The 19,890-nt window shown below is 55.6% G+C and carries 18 protein-coding genes and 1 pseudogene; 12 read left to right on the plus strand and 7 right to left on the minus strand.

Annotation, left to right across the window (positions count from 1 at the left end; translation table 11 throughout):
* Positions 1-24 precede the first annotated feature (24 nt).
* The 3 genes and pseudogenes from THS27_RS07975 to THS27_RS27345 all read left to right on the plus strand — a co-directional run.
* Entirely contained in the window at positions 25-390 is a 366-nt protein-coding gene (locus tag THS27_RS07975) for a PleD family two-component system response regulator (RefSeq protein WP_085589640.1), read from the plus strand.
* Positions 391-448: 58 nt separating this feature from the next.
* Entirely contained in the window at positions 449-2,173 is a 1,725-nt protein-coding gene (locus tag THS27_RS27715; RefSeq protein ID WP_371455278.1) for a chemotaxis protein CheB, read from the plus strand.
* A gap of 9 nt (positions 2,174-2,182) precedes the next feature.
* Positions 2,183-2,992: pseudogene (locus tag THS27_RS27345) on the plus strand (protein-glutamate O-methyltransferase CheR); the annotation flags it as partial.
* Between the two features lie 776 nt (positions 2,993-3,768).
* Here THS27_RS27345 and ctrA read toward each other — a convergent pair.
* On the minus strand, positions 3,769-4,470 hold the full coding sequence (ctrA, locus tag THS27_RS07990) for a response regulator transcription factor CtrA (RefSeq protein ID WP_085589642.1): 702 nt from the start codon (positions 4,468-4,470) through the stop codon (positions 3,769-3,771).
* A 370-nt stretch (positions 4,471-4,840) separates the two neighbouring features.
* Between ctrA and fliI the strand changes: the two genes are divergently transcribed.
* Both fliI and THS27_RS08000 read left to right on the plus strand, forming a co-directional pair.
* Positions 4,841-6,301, plus strand: a complete 1,461-nt coding sequence (fliI, locus tag THS27_RS07995) for a flagellar protein export ATPase FliI (protein ID WP_085589875.1) — start codon at positions 4,841-4,843, stop codon at positions 6,299-6,301.
* A 132-nt stretch (positions 6,302-6,433) separates the two neighbouring features.
* Positions 6,434-6,862: a flagellar FliJ family protein gene (locus THS27_RS08000; RefSeq protein WP_085589644.1), complete on the plus strand. Its 429-nt coding sequence runs from the start codon at positions 6,434-6,436 to the stop codon at positions 6,860-6,862.
* Positions 6,863-6,904: 42 nt separating this feature from the next.
* Here THS27_RS08000 and THS27_RS08005 read toward each other — a convergent pair whose 3' ends face one another.
* Positions 6,905-7,396, minus strand: coding sequence for a YbaK/EbsC family protein (locus tag THS27_RS08005; RefSeq protein WP_085589646.1), 492 nt, complete (start codon positions 7,394-7,396; stop codon positions 6,905-6,907).
* A 446-nt stretch (positions 7,397-7,842) separates the two neighbouring features.
* On the opposite strand from THS27_RS08005, the gene THS27_RS08010 reads away from it, so the two are divergent.
* From THS27_RS08010 to THS27_RS08020, 3 genes are all read left to right on the plus strand, one after another.
* Entirely contained in the window at positions 7,843-8,400 is a 558-nt protein-coding gene (locus THS27_RS08010; protein WP_085589647.1) for an iron transporter, read from the plus strand.
* A gap of 71 nt (positions 8,401-8,471) precedes the next feature.
* The gene (locus tag THS27_RS08015; RefSeq protein ID WP_210402858.1) at positions 8,472-8,840 is read left to right on the plus strand and encodes a cupredoxin domain-containing protein; all 369 of its coding nucleotides are present in this window, start codon (positions 8,472-8,474) and stop codon (positions 8,838-8,840) included.
* A gap of 60 nt (positions 8,841-8,900) precedes the next feature.
* Positions 8,901-10,307, plus strand: a complete 1,407-nt coding sequence (locus tag THS27_RS08020) for a 4Fe-4S binding protein (protein ID WP_139835519.1) — start codon at positions 8,901-8,903, stop codon at positions 10,305-10,307.
* 81 nt (positions 10,308-10,388) lie between these two features.
* On the opposite strand, the gene THS27_RS08025 is transcribed toward THS27_RS08020, so the two are convergent.
* On the minus strand, positions 10,389-11,132 hold the full coding sequence (locus THS27_RS08025; RefSeq protein ID WP_085589649.1) for a TerC family protein: 744 nt from the start codon (positions 11,130-11,132) through the stop codon (positions 10,389-10,391).
* A 219-nt stretch (positions 11,133-11,351) separates the two neighbouring features.
* Between THS27_RS08025 and THS27_RS08030 the strand changes: the two genes are divergently transcribed.
* The 4 genes from THS27_RS08030 to THS27_RS08045 all read left to right on the plus strand — a co-directional run bounded on the left by THS27_RS08030 (position 11,352) and on the right by THS27_RS08045 (position 15,914).
* The gene (locus tag THS27_RS08030; protein ID WP_085589651.1) at positions 11,352-12,587 is read left to right on the plus strand and encodes an ABC transporter substrate-binding protein; all 1,236 of its coding nucleotides are present in this window, start codon (positions 11,352-11,354) and stop codon (positions 12,585-12,587) included.
* A 42-nt stretch (positions 12,588-12,629) separates the two neighbouring features.
* Positions 12,630-14,366 (plus strand): ABC transporter permease, encoded by a 1,737-nt coding sequence (locus THS27_RS08035; RefSeq protein ID WP_246832890.1) that lies wholly within the window; start codon positions 12,630-12,632, stop codon positions 14,364-14,366.
* A 20-nt stretch (positions 14,367-14,386) separates the two neighbouring features.
* Positions 14,387-15,082 (plus strand): ATP-binding cassette domain-containing protein, encoded by a 696-nt coding sequence (locus THS27_RS08040; protein WP_085589652.1) that lies wholly within the window; start codon positions 14,387-14,389, stop codon positions 15,080-15,082.
* Positions 15,083-15,359: 277 nt separating this feature from the next.
* A complete protein-coding gene (locus tag THS27_RS08045) occupies positions 15,360-15,914 on the plus strand; it encodes a 2OG-Fe(II) oxygenase (RefSeq protein ID WP_085589654.1) in 555 nt (184 codons plus the stop codon).
* Positions 15,915-15,918: 4 nt separating this feature from the next.
* On the opposite strand, the gene THS27_RS08050 is transcribed toward THS27_RS08045, so the two are convergent.
* The 4 genes from THS27_RS08050 to THS27_RS08065 form a co-directional block, all read right to left on the minus strand.
* A complete protein-coding gene (locus tag THS27_RS08050; RefSeq protein WP_085589656.1) occupies positions 15,919-16,320 on the minus strand; it encodes a hypothetical protein in 402 nt (133 codons plus the stop codon).
* Between the two features lie 95 nt (positions 16,321-16,415).
* Complete coding sequence (locus THS27_RS08055; RefSeq protein ID WP_139835520.1) at positions 16,416-18,083, minus strand: hypothetical protein; 1,668 nt, start codon at positions 18,081-18,083, stop codon at positions 16,416-16,418.
* 7 nt (positions 18,084-18,090) lie between these two features.
* Positions 18,091-18,879: a MinD/ParA family protein gene (locus THS27_RS08060; RefSeq protein ID WP_085589658.1), complete on the minus strand. Its 789-nt coding sequence runs from the start codon at positions 18,877-18,879 to the stop codon at positions 18,091-18,093.
* On the minus strand, positions 18,876-19,874 hold the full coding sequence (locus THS27_RS08065) for a GTP-binding protein (protein WP_085589660.1): 999 nt from the start codon (positions 19,872-19,874) through the stop codon (positions 18,876-18,878). Before THS27_RS08065 ends, THS27_RS08060 begins: the two co-directional genes overlap by 4 nt.
* Positions 19,875-19,890 lie beyond the last annotated feature (16 nt).

The following is a 19,890-nucleotide window of genomic DNA, read 5'->3' on the forward strand; positions in this document are numbered from 1 at the left end:
AATGAAATTGCGAGAAGGAAGTCGATGAAGAGTTGTCTCGTCGTCGATGATTCAAAAGTCATCAGAATGGTGGCACGCCGTATCCTTGAGGAATTGGGATTCGAGGTTGTCGAAGCCGAAGACGGTATGGAAGCACTTGAAAAGTGTCTTTCCGACATGCCTGACGCGGTGCTGCTAGATTGGAACATGCCGATCAAAAGCGGTATCGAGTTCCTCCGGGATCTGCGTGCAGCGCCGGGAGGGGATGAACCCGTTGTTGTATTCTGCACCACGGAAAATGACCTGGAGCATATTCAGGAAGCCATTACCGCCGGGGCGAATGAATACATCATGAAACCCTTTGATAGCGAGATCATCCAGGCCAAGTTTGAACAGGTTGGCCTGATCTGATCCTTGTGGCCGCGACATCATCCGGGGCGTTGCGGCCTTTTGACCAAGCGGGAACATCGTGCCTGTGGAACAAAACCACATCGATCCACCATACAAAGTCCTGATCGTTGATGATTCGGCAATTGTACGCGGCCTTGTTGCGCGTATGTTGCAGGATGATCCCGATATTGAAGTCGTCGGCTCGGTTGCCAACGGGGAAGATGCCCTTGGGGTAATGCAGGACGGTGGCATTGAAACTGTTGTTCTCGATATCGAGATGCCGGTGATGGATGGCCTTACGGCGCTTCCAAAAATCCTGGAGATTGATCCCACCGTGCGTGTGATCATGGCATCCACCTTAACCAAGCGAAATGCCGATATCAGTTTTCGGGCCATGACCTTGGGGGCGGTGGACTATATTCCCAAGCCATCCTCGGCCAAGGATATTAATGTCGGTTCGGGGTTTCGTACCGAACTGATTGACAAGGTCAAGGCGTGGTCGGAACAGCGTCGCAAGATGCTTGAACAGTCGGCCGCGTTTGACGAGGGCGAATTTGACGATATCGCCGACACCGTGGTGGATGCCGCGTCTGTCAGCGGGGATGCGAGTGCCCCGGCCGATATGGTCGAAGATGGTGCTGACCACGATTCACACGCTGTCGACGGTGAAAAACCGTTTCGTGCCGAACTGTCGGCCGAACATCAGGTTTTGCAAAAGCCGGGTCGTATTCAGCGCAAGCGCTTTACCGCCGAGCTGCGCCCCCGACCGATGCAGCAACCGATGCGTCCGCAAATGCGGCCGATGCCGGCATCGCCGTTGCGGGATGCCGATGGTACCGGCCATATGCCTGCGCCCCATGCCAAACCCGATGGCAGCCCCATTGTGCGCGACCCGGGCCGCCTGATCGAGGATGCCGCCGTTGCCGCCAAAAAAGCAGCAAGCGGATCCCCTGTTGCCAGCACGATGGGAAAACCCGGGGTCGTGAGCAAACCTGTCGGCACCCGGCCGGTTTCTACCGCGGCACAGGCAGCAGGCGTTAAGGGCGATGCGGCCTCGCTGCGGGGGGCAGGACAAAAACGTGATATTCCCGCACGTGCCCCGGCACCGGTGGCTGCGCGCCCGGCGGATGTCCAGGCAAAGCGTGGCATTGCCACAGGTAACGCCCCGGCCCCCGCACGACGCGGGCGGCATAACCAGGGCCCGATAACCCTGCAACCTGAAAAGCATATCAATGTCGAGGCGATTGCGATTGGCAGCTCGACCGGTGGGCCGCAGGCATTGTTCGAGGTTTTACGTGGTCTGGTCGGGGTGCGTCAGCCGATTTTTATTACCCAGCATATGCCCGCTACTTTTACCACCATTCTGGCCGAACACATTACCCGTTTGACCGGTTTAAAATGCGGTGAAGGTGTGAATGGTGAAAACGTTCAACCCGGCAGGGTTTATTTGGCCCCGGGGGATTACCACATGGTAGTGGAGGGGCGCGGCAATAACCGCCGGGTCGCCCTGAACCAGAATGCGCCGGAAAATTTCTGCCGTCCGTCCGTTGATCCGATGCTGCGCAGTCTCGTCGATAGTTATGGTGGTAATTTGTTAACAATCATCCTGACCGGAATGGGGCAGGATGGTATGCTGGGTGGTCGCAATGTTGTTGGGGCTGGCGGTATGGTGGTGGCCCAGGATGAAGCAACAAGTGTTGTCTGGGGTATGCCCGGGGCTGCGGCCCAGGCCGGAATTTGTACGGCGATACTGCCAATAGGGGGCATTGCCCCTTACGTGAAAAAATTTGCCGGAGGTCGTTAACACAAGATGTTGAAGCCGGAAGACTTTGATTTCGTAAGCAAATTGATCAAATCCCGCTCGGGCCTGGTCCTGACGCAGGATAAGTTCTATTTGCTCGAAAGCCGGCTTATGCCGATTGCGCGCAAGCGTGGTCTGAAAGACCTTGGCGAATTGATCGGGGCGTTACGCGGCATGGACCGCACGCTGGTCGAAGACGTGGTCGAAGCCATGACCACCAACGAATCCTTTTTCTTTCGCGATACCAAACCGTTTGATCAGTTTCGCCATGTTGTTTTGCCCCACATGATCAAGGCCCGTGCCAGCAAGCGTCATTTGCGCATCTGGTGTGCTGCGGCATCTTCCGGGCAGGAACCGTATTCACTGGCGATGATCTTGCAGGATTTCGCCAGTCAACTGGCCGGGTGGCGGATCGACATTATCGGGACCGATATTTCCCGCGAAATCCTGAATAAGGCGCGTGCCGGTCTGTATTCGCAGTTTGAAGTCCAGCGCGGCTTGCCAATTACCCTTCTGGTCAAACATTTCCAGAAGGCCGAGGATATGTGGCAAATTTCGGCTGATCTGCGTTCGAAGGTGCAATATCGCGAATTTAACCTGCTGGAAGATTTGAAATCGCTGGGGCAGTTTGACGTTGTTTATTGCCGTAACGTGCTGATTTATTTTGACCAGCCAACAAAAACCGATGTGCTGTCGCGCATTTCGGCGCAAATGCCTGATGACGGATTTTTGTTTTTGGGGGGTGCCGAAACGGTTTTGGGTATTTCCGACAAATTCAAACCACTGGCCCGGCAACGCGGTATTTACCAGCTTAACCGTCCCGGTGCGCCCGATGTTGACGTTAGTGCCCTTGAAAAAGTACAGGCAGCCGGGGCTGCAAGCACAGCCGCCGGTGCGGGCGCGGGTGGATTTGCCTTTCCCAAACCCAAGGCCATGCAAACCGCCGCCGCAGCAGGCAGTGCATCAACGACGCCATCCACCACGACGCGGCCTTCAACAACCGGCACACCACCGCGAACCTACGGTACAGGAAGCACCGGTACTACAGGCAGCACCTATAGCCGACCATCGACCAGTAGCACGGCTGGTACAGCCGGTTCCAGCGGAGCAGGGACATCACGTTACGGTACCGGCGCTGGAACAGGTAGCAGTGGCACATCAGATAGCAGCAGCTATCAGCGTCCGGCACGGCCTGCGGGGACGGGGACAGGAAGCAGCTATTCTTCTACCCGGCCGTCATCCTCTACATTGGGGCGGACATACCCGCGCAAGCCGGATGATAAAAAGGATTAGGCGGGAAGGGAAAACCCGAACCGCTTGCCAAATTTCACGACAAACGCCCGGTCAATGTTCCGGGCGTTTTTTGTTTGTGACGCGCCTTAATACCAGACGCTATGCATTAAAGCAGATTAACGCTGTTCCCCAGGCGGCGGGTTGGCTCAACGATGCCCTTTTCAATAGCTTTAAGCGTTGCACTTTACCCGTCATGGATAGAGGACGCCTTTATAGATGGGGAACGGGTATAAAGTAAAAAAACACCCCGCCAACGATACGATGGCGAGGTGTTTTTGGCAGAAAAGATAGCGGATGTCATAAATTCAGGCGGCGGCGTGGGCACCATTACTTTCCGGGTCGCGCAAAACATAGCCGCGCCCCCAAACAGTGTGGATGTAATTGTCGCCTTCGGTCGCGGACTGAATTTTTTTGCGTAATTTGCACACAAACACGTCAATAATTTTCAGCTCGGGTTCATCCATGCCGCCATAAAGATGGTTTAAAAACATCTCTTTGGTCAACGTGGTGCCTTTGCGCAGCGACAGCAATTCCAGAATGCCATATTCCTTGCCGGTCAGATGCAGGGGTGAACCAGCCACATCAACGGTCCGGGCATCCAGATTGACATGAAGTTTACCGGTTGCAATAACCGACTGCGCATGGCCCTTGGACCGGCGCACGATCGCCTGGATACGTGCCAGCAATTCCGTTTTATCAAACGGTTTGGTCAAATAATCGTCCGCGCCAAAGCCAAGGCCTTTAACCTTGTCTTCGGTTTCGGTCAGACCCGACAAAATCAAAACCGGTGTTTCCACCCGCGCATCGCGCAGGCGACGCAGAACCTCGTACCCGTCAATGTCGGGTAACATCAGGTCCAGCAAAATAATATCGTAATCGTATAATTTACCAATCTCGAGGCCGTCTTCGCCCAGATCGGTGGTATCCACAACCATTCCTTCGGACTTCAGCATAAGTTCTATGCTGTCCGACATGGCGTCGTCGTCTTCAACAAGCAGCACCCGCATTTTCCGCTCCGCTCCGTTACCATATTCCGCAATAAATTTGGTGTTTATCCGGACTGTCCCGGCTATGCCCCAACAGCAGCCGTATCGTGGGATTTTTCCCGTTTTGTTAACGATACGTTGCTTTGCGACTCGTGGCAAGCGCACGAGTCGCAATTTGTTAACTTTTTTACCGCCATATTGTTCCCGTCATGACCAAATAAAGATTTAACAGTGGTTTAAGCCCCATTCCCTAGGCCAGAACTTTGGCGTCATTACGGCCAATGCCGACTGGCAGCTTTGTAAATCCGGTCTTCTCTTCTATATTTGGAACATGCGGCGCCGGTTTCCACCCCCGCGTCGCAGTGCGATCACCCCGACCAAAGCAGGCTCCATGTTCCAGATTGGCAAAAATATTATCGCCGACCTTCGCCGTGTCCCCGAATATTGGGTTGTGGGCCGTGTTACGGCTGTTTTGGGCTTGCTGGTTGAAATTGGCGGCGTTGAAGGCGCATTGTCGATTGGCGACCGCTGCAAGGTTGTTCGTCGCGATGGCGAGGCAGTGGTTTGTGAAGTTGTCGGTTTTCGCAGTGAACGGGCCTTGTTAATGCCATTTGGCGCGCTTGATGGCATTGGCATTGGCTGCGAAGTTGAACTGGCCGATACCCAACCGCAAATTTACCCCGATGACGGCTGGCTGGGCCGCGTGATTAATGCCTTTGGTGACCCGGTGGATGGCAAAGGGCCATTGCCGCAGGGGAACACGCCCTATGCCATCCGGCGCACGCCGCCTTCTGCCCATACCCGCCAACGTGTTTCGGGCAAGCTGGATTTGGGCGTTCGCGCCATGAACACTTTTCTGACCTGTTGCCGGGGGCAGCGTATGGGTATTTTTGCCGGGTCCGGGGTGGGTAAATCGAGCATGTTGTCGATGATGACGCGCCATACCACGTCGGATGTATCGGTGGTCGGCCTGATTGGTGAACGTGGCCGCGAAGCCCGCGAATTTATCGAAGATGATCTGGGCGAGGAAGGTTTGCGCCGCTCTGTTGTGGTGGTCGCAACATCCGATGAACCGCCTTTGATGCGCCGACAGGCGGCATTTATGACAATGGCAGTTTCCGAATTTTTTCGGGATCGCGGGCGTGATGTGCTGTGCATGATGGATTCCGTCACCCGCTTTGCGATGGCGCAGCGCGAAATCAGCCTGTCGGTGGGGGAACCGCCAGCGTCAAAGGGCTATACCCCAACCGTATTTGCCGAATTGCCCCGTTTGCTGGAACGTGCCGGGCCGGGCGGGCCGGGGCAAGGGTCCATCACCGGGCTGTTTACCGTGCTGGTTGATGGCGATGATCATAACGAACCTATTTCCGATGCGGTGCGTGGTATTCTCGATGGTCACGTGGTGCTGGACCGCGCGATTGCCGAACAGGGCCGTTATCCTGCGATCAATATTTTGCGCAGCGTATCGCGGACCATGCCAGGCTGTAACAATGAATATGAAAACCAGATTGTGCGGCGCGCCCGGCAATTGCTGGCAACCTATAATGACATGGCGGAACTGATCCGGCTGGGGGCTTATCGTCGGGGGACCGATGCCAAAGTGGATGAAGCCATTCATTATTTTCCCCTGATCGAGGAATTTTTAAGCCAGCGTAAAAATGAATGCACCCGCCTTGCCGAAGGTTACGCCGATTTGGCGCGCAGGCTGGATATGGCCCCGGTGGAGGATGGCAACGCCCAGGTGGCGGGCAATGCCGGCCATGCCGCAAGGCCGGGCAGTGCGGTAAACAGCCAGTCCCGGCAATCGCCAACGGATTTGAATGCGGCGAAACGGGCCCTCGGCGGGCAATAAACCCGTATCCGAGGGACATTTTCCTGCCGCGAAATGTGCTGCCTGGGCATGATGGCGATATGGTGGATGCAGATGTGCCGTTTGAAAAGAAGCCGCCTAAAACGATGACACCACAAACACGAAAGGCCTGGCATGGCCAAGGACTTTAAAACCCTTGTTCGTATTCGCAAATGGACGCTGGATGAAAAACAGCGCGAACTGGGCGATATGCTGCGCGTGCTGGAACAGTTGATCGAACAGCGCGAGGAACTGGGCCGTGCGTTAAAGGCCGAGCAAAAAGTGGCATCGGAAAACCCGCAAACGGCCGGTTTTGCTTATGGCAATTTTGCCAATGCTGTTATTGCCGAACGCACCGCGCTGACCGAACAGATTGCCGCACAGGAAGCCAAAATTGACAATTTCCGCGATGTGGTGGCACAGGCGTTCAAGGATATGAAAACCGCCGAAATTTCCGAACGCAACCGCGTTGCCGCCGTGCGCGCCGAAGAGGACCGCAAGGAACAGGAAAGCCTGGATGAAATTGGGGCGCGTGCCGCCACCCGCAAGGATGGCCTGATGTAGGTGGTTTCGGCCCTGCATTTTACCGGCCCGGCGCTCCGGTGTTTATGATGCGTCCTGATGTAACGCATGGCCCTTTGTAATGCCGGTGATATGGCACAATTGGGCCGGGGTTAGGCAAAACACACTGCGCGGTGTTCCTGCTGCCAGCCAGATGGCGGGTTTCGCCAGAAGTTTTTCGTCAATCAGCGTGCGTATGGCATTGGCATGACCAAAGGGTGGTACGCCTCCGATTGCGTATCCGGTATGGTTTTTTACCTGTGTTGCATCGGCCTTGCCAATGGCTTCGCCAATAACAGCTTCAACCCTGGTTTCGCAAACCCGATCCGCCCCGTTCATAATGATCAGGACCGGGCTTTGGCTGTTTTGGCCCTGAAATATCAGTGATTTGCCAATGTCGCTGATGTCGCAGCCAACGGCCCGTGCGGCATCGGCGGCAGACCGGGTGCCATCGGGGAATTCCAGCACATCAATATCGGTCAAACCGGCTTGTTCAAAGGCGGCGGCAAGTCTGGCGGGCGGCGTTATTTTTTTCATAAGCGGGTGGCTGCTTTGTTGGCTGTGATTAATAAGGGTTAAAAACAATAACTTTTCGGGGTTTTATTGCCAAAGCATTTCACCATGAAACCCGTTTTCGCGACAACGTTTGGCGCGGGCGACTCTGCCCCGGATTGAGGCTTATAAATCTGAAGTCATTCCAGGGATGTAAATCAACCCGCACTTTGCAAATATTCTGATTTCCCTGTTGATTGTATCGGGCGCTGTTTTGACGGTAATTTTCCCCGCGGATCCCGGTTTTTCCCGATTATTCTGGTCTCCGTGACATGATAATGATAATCCTTCTCACGAATTTTGGGGGCCTTGTTTCTTAAACCCTTCCTTTCTGCCCTCATCATAAAACCTGTGAACACGTCGTTATCACCTGCGGTTTGTCGTCGCGTGCCTGTTGGCATTTGGCGGTATCGCAAGAAGGAGTGTGCCTTATGAAATTCAAAGCCCCCTGGATTGCCAGGATTGGTGCTGCCGGTCTTGGTGTGTCTGCATTGTTGATGTCATTGCCTGCACAGGCGCTTGAATATCCTATTGGTGAACCCCAGGAAGGGGGCGGACTTGAGGTTGCAGCGGTCTATTTGCAACCGATTACCATGGAACCCGAAGGGATCATGCGACCGGCAGATCAGTCTGATGTGCATCTTGAGGCGGATATTCATGCGCTGGCCGACAATAAAAACGGTTTGGCCGAGGGGGAATGGGCACCTTATTTGGAAATTGGTTATACCCTGACCAAACTTGACGACGGCAAATCTGAATCCGGGATGCTGATGCCGATGGTGGCCAATGACGGCCCGCATTATGGCGACAACGTTAAATTGATGGGGCCAGGCAAATACCGTTTGACCCTGGATGTTGCCCCGCCTTCGGCAGCGTCGAAATTCGGGCGTCACATCGATAAGGAAACCGGCGTTGCGCCGTGGTTCAAACCTTTCAAGAAAGATTATGACTTTGTTTTTGCCGGTATTGGCAAAAAGGGCGGTTATTAAAACGGCCTGTGAAGCTGGCGCATGTGTGATGTGCCAGCTTTTTTATCTGCTTGTTAATTAAGGGAATGGGCATGATGCAAAAATGGAAACAGGCTGTTTTCACGATTTTGGCTGTGATCGTGGCAAGTGTTGGCGCGGCCTGTTTGTCTGGTGCCGCACAGGCCGACGAGATGCAAATCATCAATATGGACATCAAAGACGGTGTCATCACCCCGAACCGCATTGACGTTGCAGCGGGTGCCACATTTAAAATTGTGGTGACCAATTCGGGCAGCAGCCCGGCGGAATTTGAAAGTTTGCGTTTGCATCGCGAAAAGGTTTTGGCACCCGGTGTGACATCCTTTGTCGTGATCCGCCGTCTTTCTGCCGGGACATACGAATTTTATGACGAATTCCATATGGACCAGGAAACGGCCAATGGCGTTATCGTTGCGAAATAGGGAGCCGGGCGACCTGAATATGGTGCCCGGTATTTGTGAAGCGGCCTTCATGACATGACGATGTTCACAAAAACAGTAAATGGTTCTGCGACCGCCCCGTCCGGGCGGCTTTTGGCGTTTGGATTATGGTTGCGCAACCACCAGGTTGTTGTTCGCCGCCTGCAATGGGCGGTGGTTGGCATTTATGCGATATTGCTGATTGTGCCGGTTCTTATGCCTTTGCCGGGCCTGGCGTCGCATATCTGGAACAATGTCACTGTGTTTGCGCAATTCGTGTTCTGGGGCATCTGGTGGCCCGGTGTGCTGGTGTCGATGTTGCTGTTTGGTCGGTTGTGGTGCGGGCTTTTGTGCCCGGAAGGGGCGCTGACGGAATTTGCCAGCCGCCACGGGCGGGGCCGGGCCATTCCGCGCTGGGTGCGGTGGCCGGGCTGGCCGTTTGTGGCGTTTGTGTTAACCACTGTTTACGGGCAAATGACCAGTGTTTATCAATACCCGGCCCCGGTTTTGCTTGTTTTGGGCGGATCAACCGTCGGGGCGATTATTATTGGCTATCTTTACGGGCGTAACAAACGGGTTTGGTGCCGGTATTTATGCCCGGTAAACGGTGTTTTTGGGTTATTGGCCAAGCTGGCCCCGATGCATTACGGCGTTGATCGGGCGAAATGGGACCTGAATGCTGCAAGCCACAGTCACGAACACCGGTTTAACTGTGCCCCTTTGGTGGCGGTGAAAAATATGGAAAGCCCGTCGCCCTGCCATATGTGTGGCAGGTGTAGCGGTTTTCACGATGCCGTATCCCTGGAAGCCCGCCATCCGAATGATGAAATTGTGCGTTTGTCGAGCCGCACGGCAACAATTTGGGACAGCTTGCTGATCATTACCGGCCTGATGGGTGTTGCCATCGGGGCCTTTGAATGGAGCAGCAGCCCCTGGTTTGTCGAGATCAAGCAGATGCTGGCGATGGCACTGGTGAACCACAATATTATCTGGCCATTGCAGGCGACCTTGCCATGGTGGATTTTAACCGATTATGCCGCCCAGAATGATGTGTTGACCGTCCTCGATGGGGCGGTGTTGCTGGGCTATATTGCCACAACCGCAGTTGTGTTATCGGTGCTGATTTCGATCCCGTTGAAGCTGGCGTGTTTGCTGATGCGTTCACGCGGCGGGCAGCCCTTTTTCCATTTGTCTCATGCCCTTATTCCATTGGCAGCCTGCGGGGTGATTTTGGGGTTGTCGGCACAAACGGTAACGTTGCTGCGGGCGGACGGGGTTGCTTTGGCATGGGTGCCAATGGCGCGCCTGGCCTTGCTGATTGCGGCGACGGCCTGGTCGTGGTGGCTGGGAACCTCCATTCTGGTTCGCAAGGATGGGCGGGGCGTGCAAAAGGTTGCGGCATCGCTGATGTTTGCGCTGGCGCTGGCCGCCCCGGTTTATGCGTGGGTGTTGATGTTCTGGATCTGGTAGGCCGAAACGAACAGTGCCATCGCCTGCCGTTTGATCGACAAGCGATGGCACTGGAATGTAAGGGAAACCAAACGTATTGGCTTATTGGGGGGTGCCGGTTTGACTTTTAAGCCGGTTTTTCTTCTTACGCTGGCGGTTTAGCAGGTTAAGTGTTTCGACGCCCAGGCTAAACGCCATGGCAAAATAAATGTAACCCTTGGGAACGTGAATTTGCACGCCGTCCAGCAGCAACACAAAACCCACCAATATCAGAAACGACAGGGCCAGCATTTTGATCGACGGGTGCTTGTCGACAAAATCGCCAATCATGCGTGCTGCCATTAACATCACGCCGACCGATATGATCACGGCCAGCATCATCACGGTCAGATGGTCCACAAGGCCGACAGCGGTAATCACGGAATCGAGCGAGAAAATAACATCAAGCAGCATGATCTGCACAATGGTGCCGACAAACCCGGCAACGGGTTTTGCTTCATGTTCGCCCGGCTCGTCGATGGTGTGGTGAATTTCCATTGATGCCTTGGCAATCAAAAACAGCCCGCCGATAATCAGGATCAGGTCGCGCCCGCTAATGCCGCGGTCAAACACGTCGAATAACGGGGTTGTAAGCTCCATTACCCATGCCATGCAGGCCAGCAGCAACAGGCGCATCAGCATGGCCCCCAAAAGACCGGTGCGCCGGGCAGCTTTTTGCTGTTTTTGGGGCAGTTTGGCGACAATGACAGATAGAAAAACGATATTGTCGATGCCCAGCACAATTTCGAGAGCCGTTAGCGTTGCAAGACCTACCCACATATGGGGATCGGCAATCCAGTCAAACATAGTGGTTCCATTTCTGTGTTGTGGCCTTGCGGCATCGTCGCATCAAGATGTGTTTGGTGCTGTCTTAACGCAAGCGTGAATTGATTTCATGGGCTTTAGGCCTGAAAACAATTCATTGCAGGGTAATAACGGTGGCAAAAATTGATTGTTCCGTTTCCCCCTGTCACAGACAATTAACGCGCATGTCGATTGCGTAAATTTCGGGGGAAGGAAACATACATGCCCAGATTAATGGCCCGTTTGATCGTGGTGGCAACGCTTGGCGCCAGCCTGACCGGATTTTCCCCCCTTGCCAGCGCCGACCCGGCGCCCGATATGCACAATTGGGATGCGGTTTTAAAACAGGCCAAAGGTCAGACCGTTTATTGGTATGCCTGGGGTGGGGAGCCACGCATTAACGATTACATCGCCTGGGCTGGCAACCAGGTGCAGGAAAAATACGGCGTTACCGTCAAACAGGTCAAACTTGCCGATACCGCCGATGCGGTATCAAAGGTGGTTTCGGAAAAGGCCGCCGGGGTCACCGATGGCGGCGCGGTCGATATGATCTGGATTAATGGTGAAAACTTTGCCGCGATGAAGCGCAATGATTTGCTGTTTGGTCCGTGGGTCGAACAAACGCCCAATTTCAAATATGTTGATGTTACCGGCAAGCCCACCACGATCAACGATTTTACCGTCCCAACCGATGGGCTGGAAGCCCCGTGGGGCATGGCGCAGCTGAGCTTTTTTGATGATACATCCCGGGTGAAAACCCCGCCGCACAGTGCACAGGACTTGTTGGCGTGGCTGCAAAACCATCCGGGCCGGTTTACCTATCCGCAGCCGCCCGACTATATGGGATCGTCCTTTTTAAAGCAGGTGTTGACCGAGGTTGTCGATGACCCGGCAGTTTTGCAAAAACCGGCAGACGCCGCCGATGCGCAAAAGGTGTTGGCGCCGCTTTGGAATTATCTGGCAAAAATGCAGCCGGTTTTATGGCGCGAGGGCAAGGCATATCCGGCCAACGGGGCGGCCTTGCGCGCCATGATGGCCGATAACGAAATTGATATTGGTTTTTCCTTTAGTGCGGCCGAGGTATCGTCCGCCATTGCCAATTTTGAATTGCCCGACACGGTTCGCAGTTTTGTGTTTGACGGTGGCACATTGGGCAATACCAACTTTGTCGCCATTCCGTTTAATGCATCGGCCAAGGCCGGTGCCGTGGTGCTGGCCGATTTTTTGATGTCGCCACAGGCCCAGTTGCGCAAACAGAACCCGGAAATCTGGGGCAGTTTTACCGTGCTGGATATGGCTAAAATTCCGGCGGCGGACCGTGCAAAATTTGACGCGCTTGATTTGGGTGTTGCCACCCTGTCGCCAGCCGAAATGGGCAATGTCCTGCCCGAACCGCACCCAAGCTGGATGGAACTGGTCGAAAGTGAATGGCAAAAACGCTATGGCGTTGCCCAATGATTTTCCTCCAATCCTGTTTCCGGCGCTTGCGAACGCCCCAACATGGCCATGCCCGGTGCGGGATATGGCCGGTGTGACGGGGGATATGTGCCCAAGCTGCTAAAATATGCGCCGGGTTTAACCGTGTTTTTAATGGTCGGGCCGTTGGTGGCCGGGCTGTTGGGCACGGTGTTGCCTGCCTTTGGTTATTTGCCGGCCCTGGGCGGCGGGCAATGGTCGCTGGCAGCGTGGCAGGAATTATTTGCCCAGCCGGGATTGCTGATTTCAGTTAGGCTTTCGGCAACGACCGGCCTGTTGGCAACGGTGATATCCTTTTTTGTGGTTATGCTTTTTTGTGCAGCATGGCAGGGCACACGTGCCTTTGCCCTGATGCAACGCGTGCTGGCACCGATTTTGTCGGTGCCCCATGCCGCAGCGGCCTTTGGCATTGCCTTTTTAATTGCGCCATCGGGCTGGGTTATGCGGGCGGTTGCATCAGTTGGCGGCTGGGACCGCCCGCCCGATATTGTGACCGTGCAGGATGGGTGGGGTTTGGCACTGGTCGCCGGGTTGGTGGCAAAGGAAGTGCCGTTTTTGTTTTTAATGACGCTGGGCGCGTTGCCACAGGCCGATGCCGAACGCACCCGCCATGTTGCCTTAACCCTGGGATATGGCCGGGTGGCGGGCTGGTTTAAAACCGTATTGCCGCGTATTTACCCGCAAATAAAATTACCGGTTTTTGCGGTTCTGGCCTATTCGGCATCGGTGGTTGATGTCGCGATGATATTGGCCCCGACCACGCCGGCTCCGTTGGCGGTGCGTATTTTACACTGGTTGTCCGACCCGGATTTATCCATGCGGTTTATGGCATCGGCGGCGGCTTTGGTGCAACTGGGCGTGGTTGTGGCTTTGATTGTGCTTTGGTGGGGGGGTGAAAAGCTGGTGGCCCGCTTTGGGCGCGGCTGGGCCGAAGCTGGTGGACGCTATCGTTACGAAGGCAGTGTGCGGACCGCAGGCGCACTTGCAGCCCTGATTGCGGCGGGCATGGTGTTGCTGGGCATTGCCGGTTTGGCGGTCTGGAGCATTGCCGGGTTTTGGCGTTTCCCCGATATGTTGCCAGGGCAATGGACCCTGAAATTATGGCTGCGTGAATTACCGGCCCTGGGCGATGGTGTGATCAATACCATCATTATCGGTGGTGCTGCTGTTTTACTGGCGATTGTTCTGGTGGTGGCGTGTCTGGAGCGCGAACAGCGTACCACCGTTTCCCGGCCCGGGCGCGGGGCGTTGTGGCTGATTTATGTGCCGTTGCTGATGCCGCAAATCAGTTTCATGTTTGGCTTGCAGGTGTTTTTTACCTTTTTGGGGTTGGAACGCACCCTTGTTTCGGTGGTGCTGGCGCATCTGGTTTTTGTGCTGCCCTATGTGTTTTTATCGCTGGCCGATCCGTTTCGCGCCCTTGATCCGCGCTATCGCCAAACTGCGTTGTGTTTGGGCGCATCGCCCGACCGGGTTTTCTGGCGGGTGATTTTGCCGTTATTAACCCGGCCCGTGCTGGCGGCTATGGCGGTTGGCTTTGGCGTTAGCATCGGGCAATATTTGCCAACCTTGCTGATCGGGGCTGGTCGCTTTGCCACCATCACCACCGATGCGGTGGCTCTGGCGGCGGGGAATGACCGGCGTATGATTGGCATTTACGGCGTTTTGCAAACGATATTGCCCTTTGCCGGTTTCGGCATTGCCATGCTGGTGCCTGCAATTTTGTTTCGTCGGCGTCGCGGTTTGCGAAGTGGCACATGAACATACGGGATAGATCCAATATGCCTGCATCATCGCACCGTCTTTCCGGTCAGAAGGCCGGGTTGAAACTGGACCGGGTATGTATTGCCATACAGGGCCAGAAATTGTGCGAGGTTGACCTGGCCGTTGGTGCGGGTGAAATCGCAACCCTGATGGGGCCAAGCGGCGTGGGGAAGTCGTCCTTGCTGGCCTATGTTTGCGGTACGCTGGCGCATGGTTTTGATGTGACAGGGCACGTATTTTTAAACGGTACGCAAATTGATAATTTGCCGCCGCAGGACCGCCATGTCGGCATATTGTTTCAGGATGATTTGCTGTTTCCGCATTTGTCGGTTGGCGGCAACCTTGCCTTTGCCCTGCCGGCCCATGTCAGGGGCAGGGACGCACGGCGCGATGCAGTGGAACAGGCCCTGATAACGGCAAATCTGGCTGGTTTTGCCGACCGTGACCCGGCAACATTGTCGGGCGGGCAACGGGCACGGGTGGCGGTGATGCGGGTTTTATTGTCGCAGCCATCCGCCTTGTTGCTGGATGAACCGTTTTCCAAGCTTGATGCCGCCTTGCGCGACCAGTTTCGCCGGTTTGTGTTTGATCAGGCCCGCCAGCAAGCCTTGCCAACCCTGATGGTGACCCATGACCCGGACGACGCGGCGGCCACAGGCGGGGCGATATTGACCCTGACAGGGCAAAATCACGATGTCGCAGAGCCGGGTTAAAACGGCTTGATCGCTGCTTTCTATGGGCATGAGGTATGGAACGCCGGTTTGGCGCAATGGTGCCGGGGTGCCAGGGGGCTTGTGATGTGACTGGCACGCGCGTCATGCTCTGAAGCTGGTATTTGTCTAAAAATCAACATAGTGAGCTGATGTTGTTAGCGTGAATTGACCCGCCTGAAAATTTGCGGAACCGTGCGTTTTTTGCGCTGGTAAGGTGCTGCAAAGCGGTATAGATCGGCGGCAGCGCCAATAGGGCGTGTTTTGGAGTTTTGGCGAAATGTTTCCCGACGAAATGTCTCTGGTTGTGCCAGACGCGCTCGATATTGAAACCTGTGATCGTTTAATTGCCAATTTCAATGACCGGCTTGACGATGGTGGTTTGGTGCAGGGGCAGGCCGCAAGCCATATTCGCCGCAGCCAGATTGGCTGGTTTAATGAAGAACAGGAACCCGTAGTAATGCGCCAGATTGTTGATCTGGTTGCAGCGGCCAACCGGTCCTGTTTTGATTTCGGGTTAACCGACTTTGCCGAAAATGCACAGATTGCGCGCTATGAAGGCGACCAGCGTGGCCATTATGACTGGCATAGCGACATTGGCGCATCTGACGTTGCACGCCGTCGCAAGCTGACAATGGTAATTCAGCTTTCCGACCCCGCCGATTATGAAGGCGGGTTATTGCAGATGAACCCGGCAGGCCACATTGTCGATGCGCCGATGGCACGCGGCACGGCCATTTTGTTTCCCAGTTTTGTATTGCACCGCGTTGCCCCAACCATTGCCGGAACCCGGTTTTCGTTAACCTGCTGGGTACATGGGCAACCGTTTCGCTAAGCGGTTAATACCGTTCCAGGCGTTCAATCAGGCGGGCATTGTGCCAGCGTGGCTGGCGATCTTCCAGGGTGGCTTCATGATGTTGCACGGTGCCACTATCGGCGGTGTGTTTGTTTAACCGCATGTTGATCCAGCGGGGCACCAGTTCGTTGTTGAAATCTTCCATCAACAGGACGGCGGCCTGTTCAAGGTTATCAAAGGTTATGGTTTCGATTTCCTGAAAATAGGTCGCCAGGCAGGCCGGTTTCAAAAGCAGGCGGTCAGGAACGTAACGCAGGCTAAGCCGGGCCGGAAAAACATTTTCGGCACCTGTCAGTTCGCTTTGCAATGTTACGACATAATCGAACTGAATGCCGGGGTTGGCCTCGGTTTCCAGCAGGTTGCGGCGTTCAAAAATTTCCAGCATGGGCCTGTTCCTGATCAAAATGTGTTGTTGGGCGTCGCACTGGCGGGCAATTAATGCCAGCGGTGCCGTGGTGGGCGTGCGCCCGTGTTTTTGTCTTATGCTTCCAGTCCGCGTTTGTGCGGGCCGGACGGTGCAGGGTCGGCGCTGACCTCGACAAAGCGCTGGCCATTTTGAAAATTCAGCGCTCCGCCCAGCTTTGCCAATGACAGGGCCTGATGAAAAATGGCACGAATGTCGTCGCGCTGGGGGCCATCAAGGGCATTTTCGGTTCGCACGATCAAATCAAATTTCTGGGTTTCCTTGCGCACCAGCCCGTCAAGCTGGGTATGGCCCAGCCGGGTAAAAGACAGATCCAGCAAAAAACGGGTGCCGGGGTCGTCGGCCTTGCGTTCCGGTGTGTCGTCGTCTTCGCCCTGGCCCTGTCGCCATGCCAGTTGCATTTGTTCAATCCGCTCCCCCATGTGAAACGGCATTGACATTACCCGCCAGCCGTCCGATCGCGGTTCGCTGGCCATACTGCGCAGGATGTTAAAATCTTTTTCCAGCTTTTTGCCCAGTCCGGCATCCTTGCCATCGCGCCCGTCAAGCGAACCAATGGTGCGTTCCCCCAGCCATCCTTTGGCGGTGCCGGTAGCACCTGTCATGGCGGTAAAGAAAAACATCATGGTTGCGGTCAGGCGCGGGCCGGCTGCGGGGATCTGGTTTAACAGGGCCTGTGCGGCCTGTGGGTCGGCCTGGGCAAGGGCGGCGACGGCACGTTGCAGGCTGTCCCAGTCGTGGCTAAGGCTGGCAGCTTGCCCACGGGCCATAAGTTCGCCTTCCGTCATCACCGGCTGGGGAATACGCGCCGCAGCCGCACTGTTGGCATCGATTGCAAAAGATAAGGTTGCACCGACCGGGGCAGGGACGGGCAGCCGAACGCCAATGACACCGGCATTGGTTCGCAGGGCTGTAAAACCATCGGGCAACAGGCGGGCTTCGGGGCTGTTGGCGGGTAATACCGTGCCGGTCAGGACCATGGCAGGTTGACCGGCCCCTTTGGCACCGGCGGCAAGCAATGCGGCCGAGGTTGCTGTGCCGGTGGTTATGCCTGCCGTTTGGCCGGTTTGCCCTGCAAACCCGGCCCTCCCGGCAAGGATATTGGAATTGGCAATGTTTGCATTATTGGCCGTACCCGCACCAGGCGTTTGCCCCGCCATTTGCGATGCAATGACCCCGGCGGCCTTTGCCGATGACGCCGCACCGGGGCCAACAAACACCATTTGCATCTGGCTGCCGGCGGGCAAGGTGGCCCCGCCGGGAAATGTCAGGCTGGTGGTGGTAACGCCGGTAAAACTTTGCCCGGGCATCAGGGGGGCCGGGTTGGCGGCTACATTTGTTGCGGCACCACTTGCACCGGCACTGGCCCCCGCACCATTGCCGGCCGTCATCAGGGTTTGTGGCAATACCTGCAAACGCAGGCCACTGCTGCCATCAGCCCCGGTCTGGGGCATGATCCGCACCCAGACCAGATCATTCAGGCTGGCAGGCAGGGCTTGTGGCAATTTCAGTGTGACATTTCCCGCGCTGGTTTGCAGGGTTACTTCCGCACCATTTTTGCTTTGAATGGTGGCCTGGATCAGGGTGTCAACGGGCAGTTTGGCAAGGGCGGCAGGCGGATTTTGGGCGACTGCCGTGCCGCTTGCATTGCCCGCACCTGTTGCCCCGGTGCCAACGGCGTTGGCACCGGAGACAGACGGAACAGGGGGGCTTATGTCTGCCATGATGGTGTTATCCCTCGATCAGCCTTGTTGCGATCGCCTCGATATCCTGTGCGGCAATGGAATTGGGATGGCGGGTAAGCAGCGGGGTTTGGCTGCGAATGCATTCCGATACCTTGCTATCTGCCCGGATCACGCCCAAAAGCGGCGGCGAGATTTTCAAAAACCCTTCGCACGCCTTAAGCAGTTTACCATAAATAGCCTCGCCTTCCTTTTTGTCTTTTGCCAGATTAACCACAACACGAATATCGGCCCGGGGCCGCGCCATATGGGTAACCTTGATAAAGGCATAGGCATCGGTCAATGCGGTGGGGTCGCCATTGGTCAGGACAATGACAGTATTGGCAAGGCTGGTCATCTGGCGCACGCCCTGGTCAACACCGGCACCAAGGTCGATGACAACCTTGTCATAGGATTTGCCGGTTTGCAGCAAATCGTCTGACAGGGCCTGCAAGCGGCTGGCCGACAGGTTGGCAAGGGTGCCCGAACCACTGCGCCCGGCAACAATGTCAAACCCGCCATTCTCAAAGGTTGTAATGGCATCGCGAAGCGCAATACGCCCGGAAATAACACCGCCCAGGTCATGTTTGGGCATCAGGCCCAGTTGAATGTCAATATTGGCAAGGCCCAGGTCGCCGTCAAACAGCAATGATTTCAGTTCATGCAAAGCCAGTGCATGGCATAGCGAAATGGCGAACCAGGTCTTGCCTACGCCGCCTTTTCCCGACGCAACGGCAATGACATTGCGTCCCTTGGTGCGTCCAGCCTGTTTTGGGGTGGCATCAGTTTTGGCTGTCATTTCATGACCTCGGCGAAACTCGTTTTCTTGTGGGTGTGTCTGGCAGGAATAAGCAGCTTTGCCAGGGCGACCGGGCTAATGGCTGTCAACCCGTCTGCAACCTGTGCGGTCATGCTGACATTGCATAGGGAAAGGTTTCCTGTATCCGCACCATATAACGCGCCTCCCAGCCGGGATGCAACATCAAGGCGCGTAATCAGCATTCTGGTTGTTCCGCATTCAGCAAAGGCATTGGCAATGTCGCCTGTTTCTTCGGCATCGACGCCGGCCGGGCAAACCAGAATGGGTTCGCTGGGAACGGCATGTAAAAATTCGCTCAATGTGGCAAGTTCGCTCTGGATATAAGGATTGCAGTTCGCCGTGTCGACAAATACCAGATCGGCCCCGCGAGAGGCATCAAACTGTTCGCGCAAATCCTCGGGTGATTTGATAATACCCAGCGGAATTTTCAGGATTTTGGTAAAAGCCCGAAGCTGGTCAACGCCGCCCGCCCGTTTGGTGTCGCTGGTTAACACGGCAACCCGGCGTTTTTTCATTACGGCCCGGGCTGCGGCCTTGGCAACACATAATGTTTTACCCGCCCCGGGTGTGCCGACAAAGGCAATGACGCGCGGGCTGCTTTTTTCGGGCAGCGGGGTAAATTCAAATATTTCATCAAGGGCACTGGCCAGCAATTGTTGCACATTGCCGGGGTTACGTTCGCGGCCCATGGCATCGCACAGGCGCAGGCGTAGCCTTTCGGGTACCGAATGACGGATAAGGGCAGCCTCGGCCTCGTCGATCAATTCGCCAAGGGTTGGGCCACTGGCGGCGTCATCATTGATGCCGCCCGCACCTATTTCAAACTCGGGTTCGCTGTCAATGGCGGCGGTTAAACGAACGCCCGAACCGGGAATATCCTGGGTCGATACGATAATGGCATCGGCCCCCATATGTTCTTTGACCAGCGCCATCGCGGCGCTCATGGTGGGGGCGGTAAAGGTTTTAAGACGCATGGAACGCCTCTTTTTG

Origin of the sequence: Thalassospira sp. MCCC 1A01428 (genome assembly GCF_002115825.1) — a bacterium.
GTDB lineage: Bacteria > Pseudomonadota > Alphaproteobacteria > Rhodospirillales > Thalassospiraceae > Thalassospira.

Coding starts and splice junctions, on each gene's coding strand:
- THS27_RS07975 (WP_085589640.1), top strand. CDS start 25: ATGAAGAGTTGTCTCGTCGTCGATGATTCAAAAGTCATCAGAATGGTG.
- ctrA (WP_085589642.1), bottom strand. CDS start 4,470: ATGCGGGTGCTGCTTGTTGAAGACGACGACGCCATGTCGGACAGCATA.
- fliI (WP_085589875.1), top strand. CDS start 4,841: ATGTTCCAGATTGGCAAAAATATTATCGCCGACCTTCGCCGTGTCCCC.
- THS27_RS08000 (WP_085589644.1), top strand. CDS start 6,434: ATGGCCAAGGACTTTAAAACCCTTGTTCGTATTCGCAAATGGACGCTG.
- THS27_RS08005 (WP_085589646.1), bottom strand. CDS start 7,396: ATGAAAAAAATAACGCCGCCCGCCAGACTTGCCGCCGCCTTTGAACAA.
- THS27_RS08010 (WP_085589647.1), top strand. CDS start 7,843: ATGAAATTCAAAGCCCCCTGGATTGCCAGGATTGGTGCTGCCGGTCTT.
- THS27_RS08015 (WP_210402858.1), top strand. CDS start 8,472: ATGATGCAAAAATGGAAACAGGCTGTTTTCACGATTTTGGCTGTGATC.
- THS27_RS08020 (WP_139835519.1), top strand. CDS start 8,901: ATGTTCACAAAAACAGTAAATGGTTCTGCGACCGCCCCGTCCGGGCGG.
- THS27_RS08025 (WP_085589649.1), bottom strand. CDS start 11,132: ATGTTTGACTGGATTGCCGATCCCCATATGTGGGTAGGTCTTGCAACG.
- THS27_RS08030 (WP_085589651.1), top strand. CDS start 11,352: ATGCCCAGATTAATGGCCCGTTTGATCGTGGTGGCAACGCTTGGCGCC.
- THS27_RS08035 (WP_246832890.1), top strand. CDS start 12,630: ATGGCCATGCCCGGTGCGGGATATGGCCGGTGTGACGGGGGATATGTG.
- THS27_RS08040 (WP_085589652.1), top strand. CDS start 14,387: ATGCCTGCATCATCGCACCGTCTTTCCGGTCAGAAGGCCGGGTTGAAA.
- THS27_RS08045 (WP_085589654.1), top strand. CDS start 15,360: ATGTTTCCCGACGAAATGTCTCTGGTTGTGCCAGACGCGCTCGATATT.
- THS27_RS08050 (WP_085589656.1), bottom strand. CDS start 16,320: ATGCTGGAAATTTTTGAACGCCGCAACCTGCTGGAAACCGAGGCCAAC.
- THS27_RS08055 (WP_139835520.1), bottom strand. CDS start 18,083: ATGGCAGACATAAGCCCCCCTGTTCCGTCTGTCTCCGGTGCCAACGCC.
- THS27_RS08060 (WP_085589658.1), bottom strand. CDS start 18,879: ATGACAGCCAAAACTGATGCCACCCCAAAACAGGCTGGACGCACCAAG.
- THS27_RS08065 (WP_085589660.1), bottom strand. CDS start 19,874: ATGCGTCTTAAAACCTTTACCGCCCCCACCATGAGCGCCGCGATGGCG.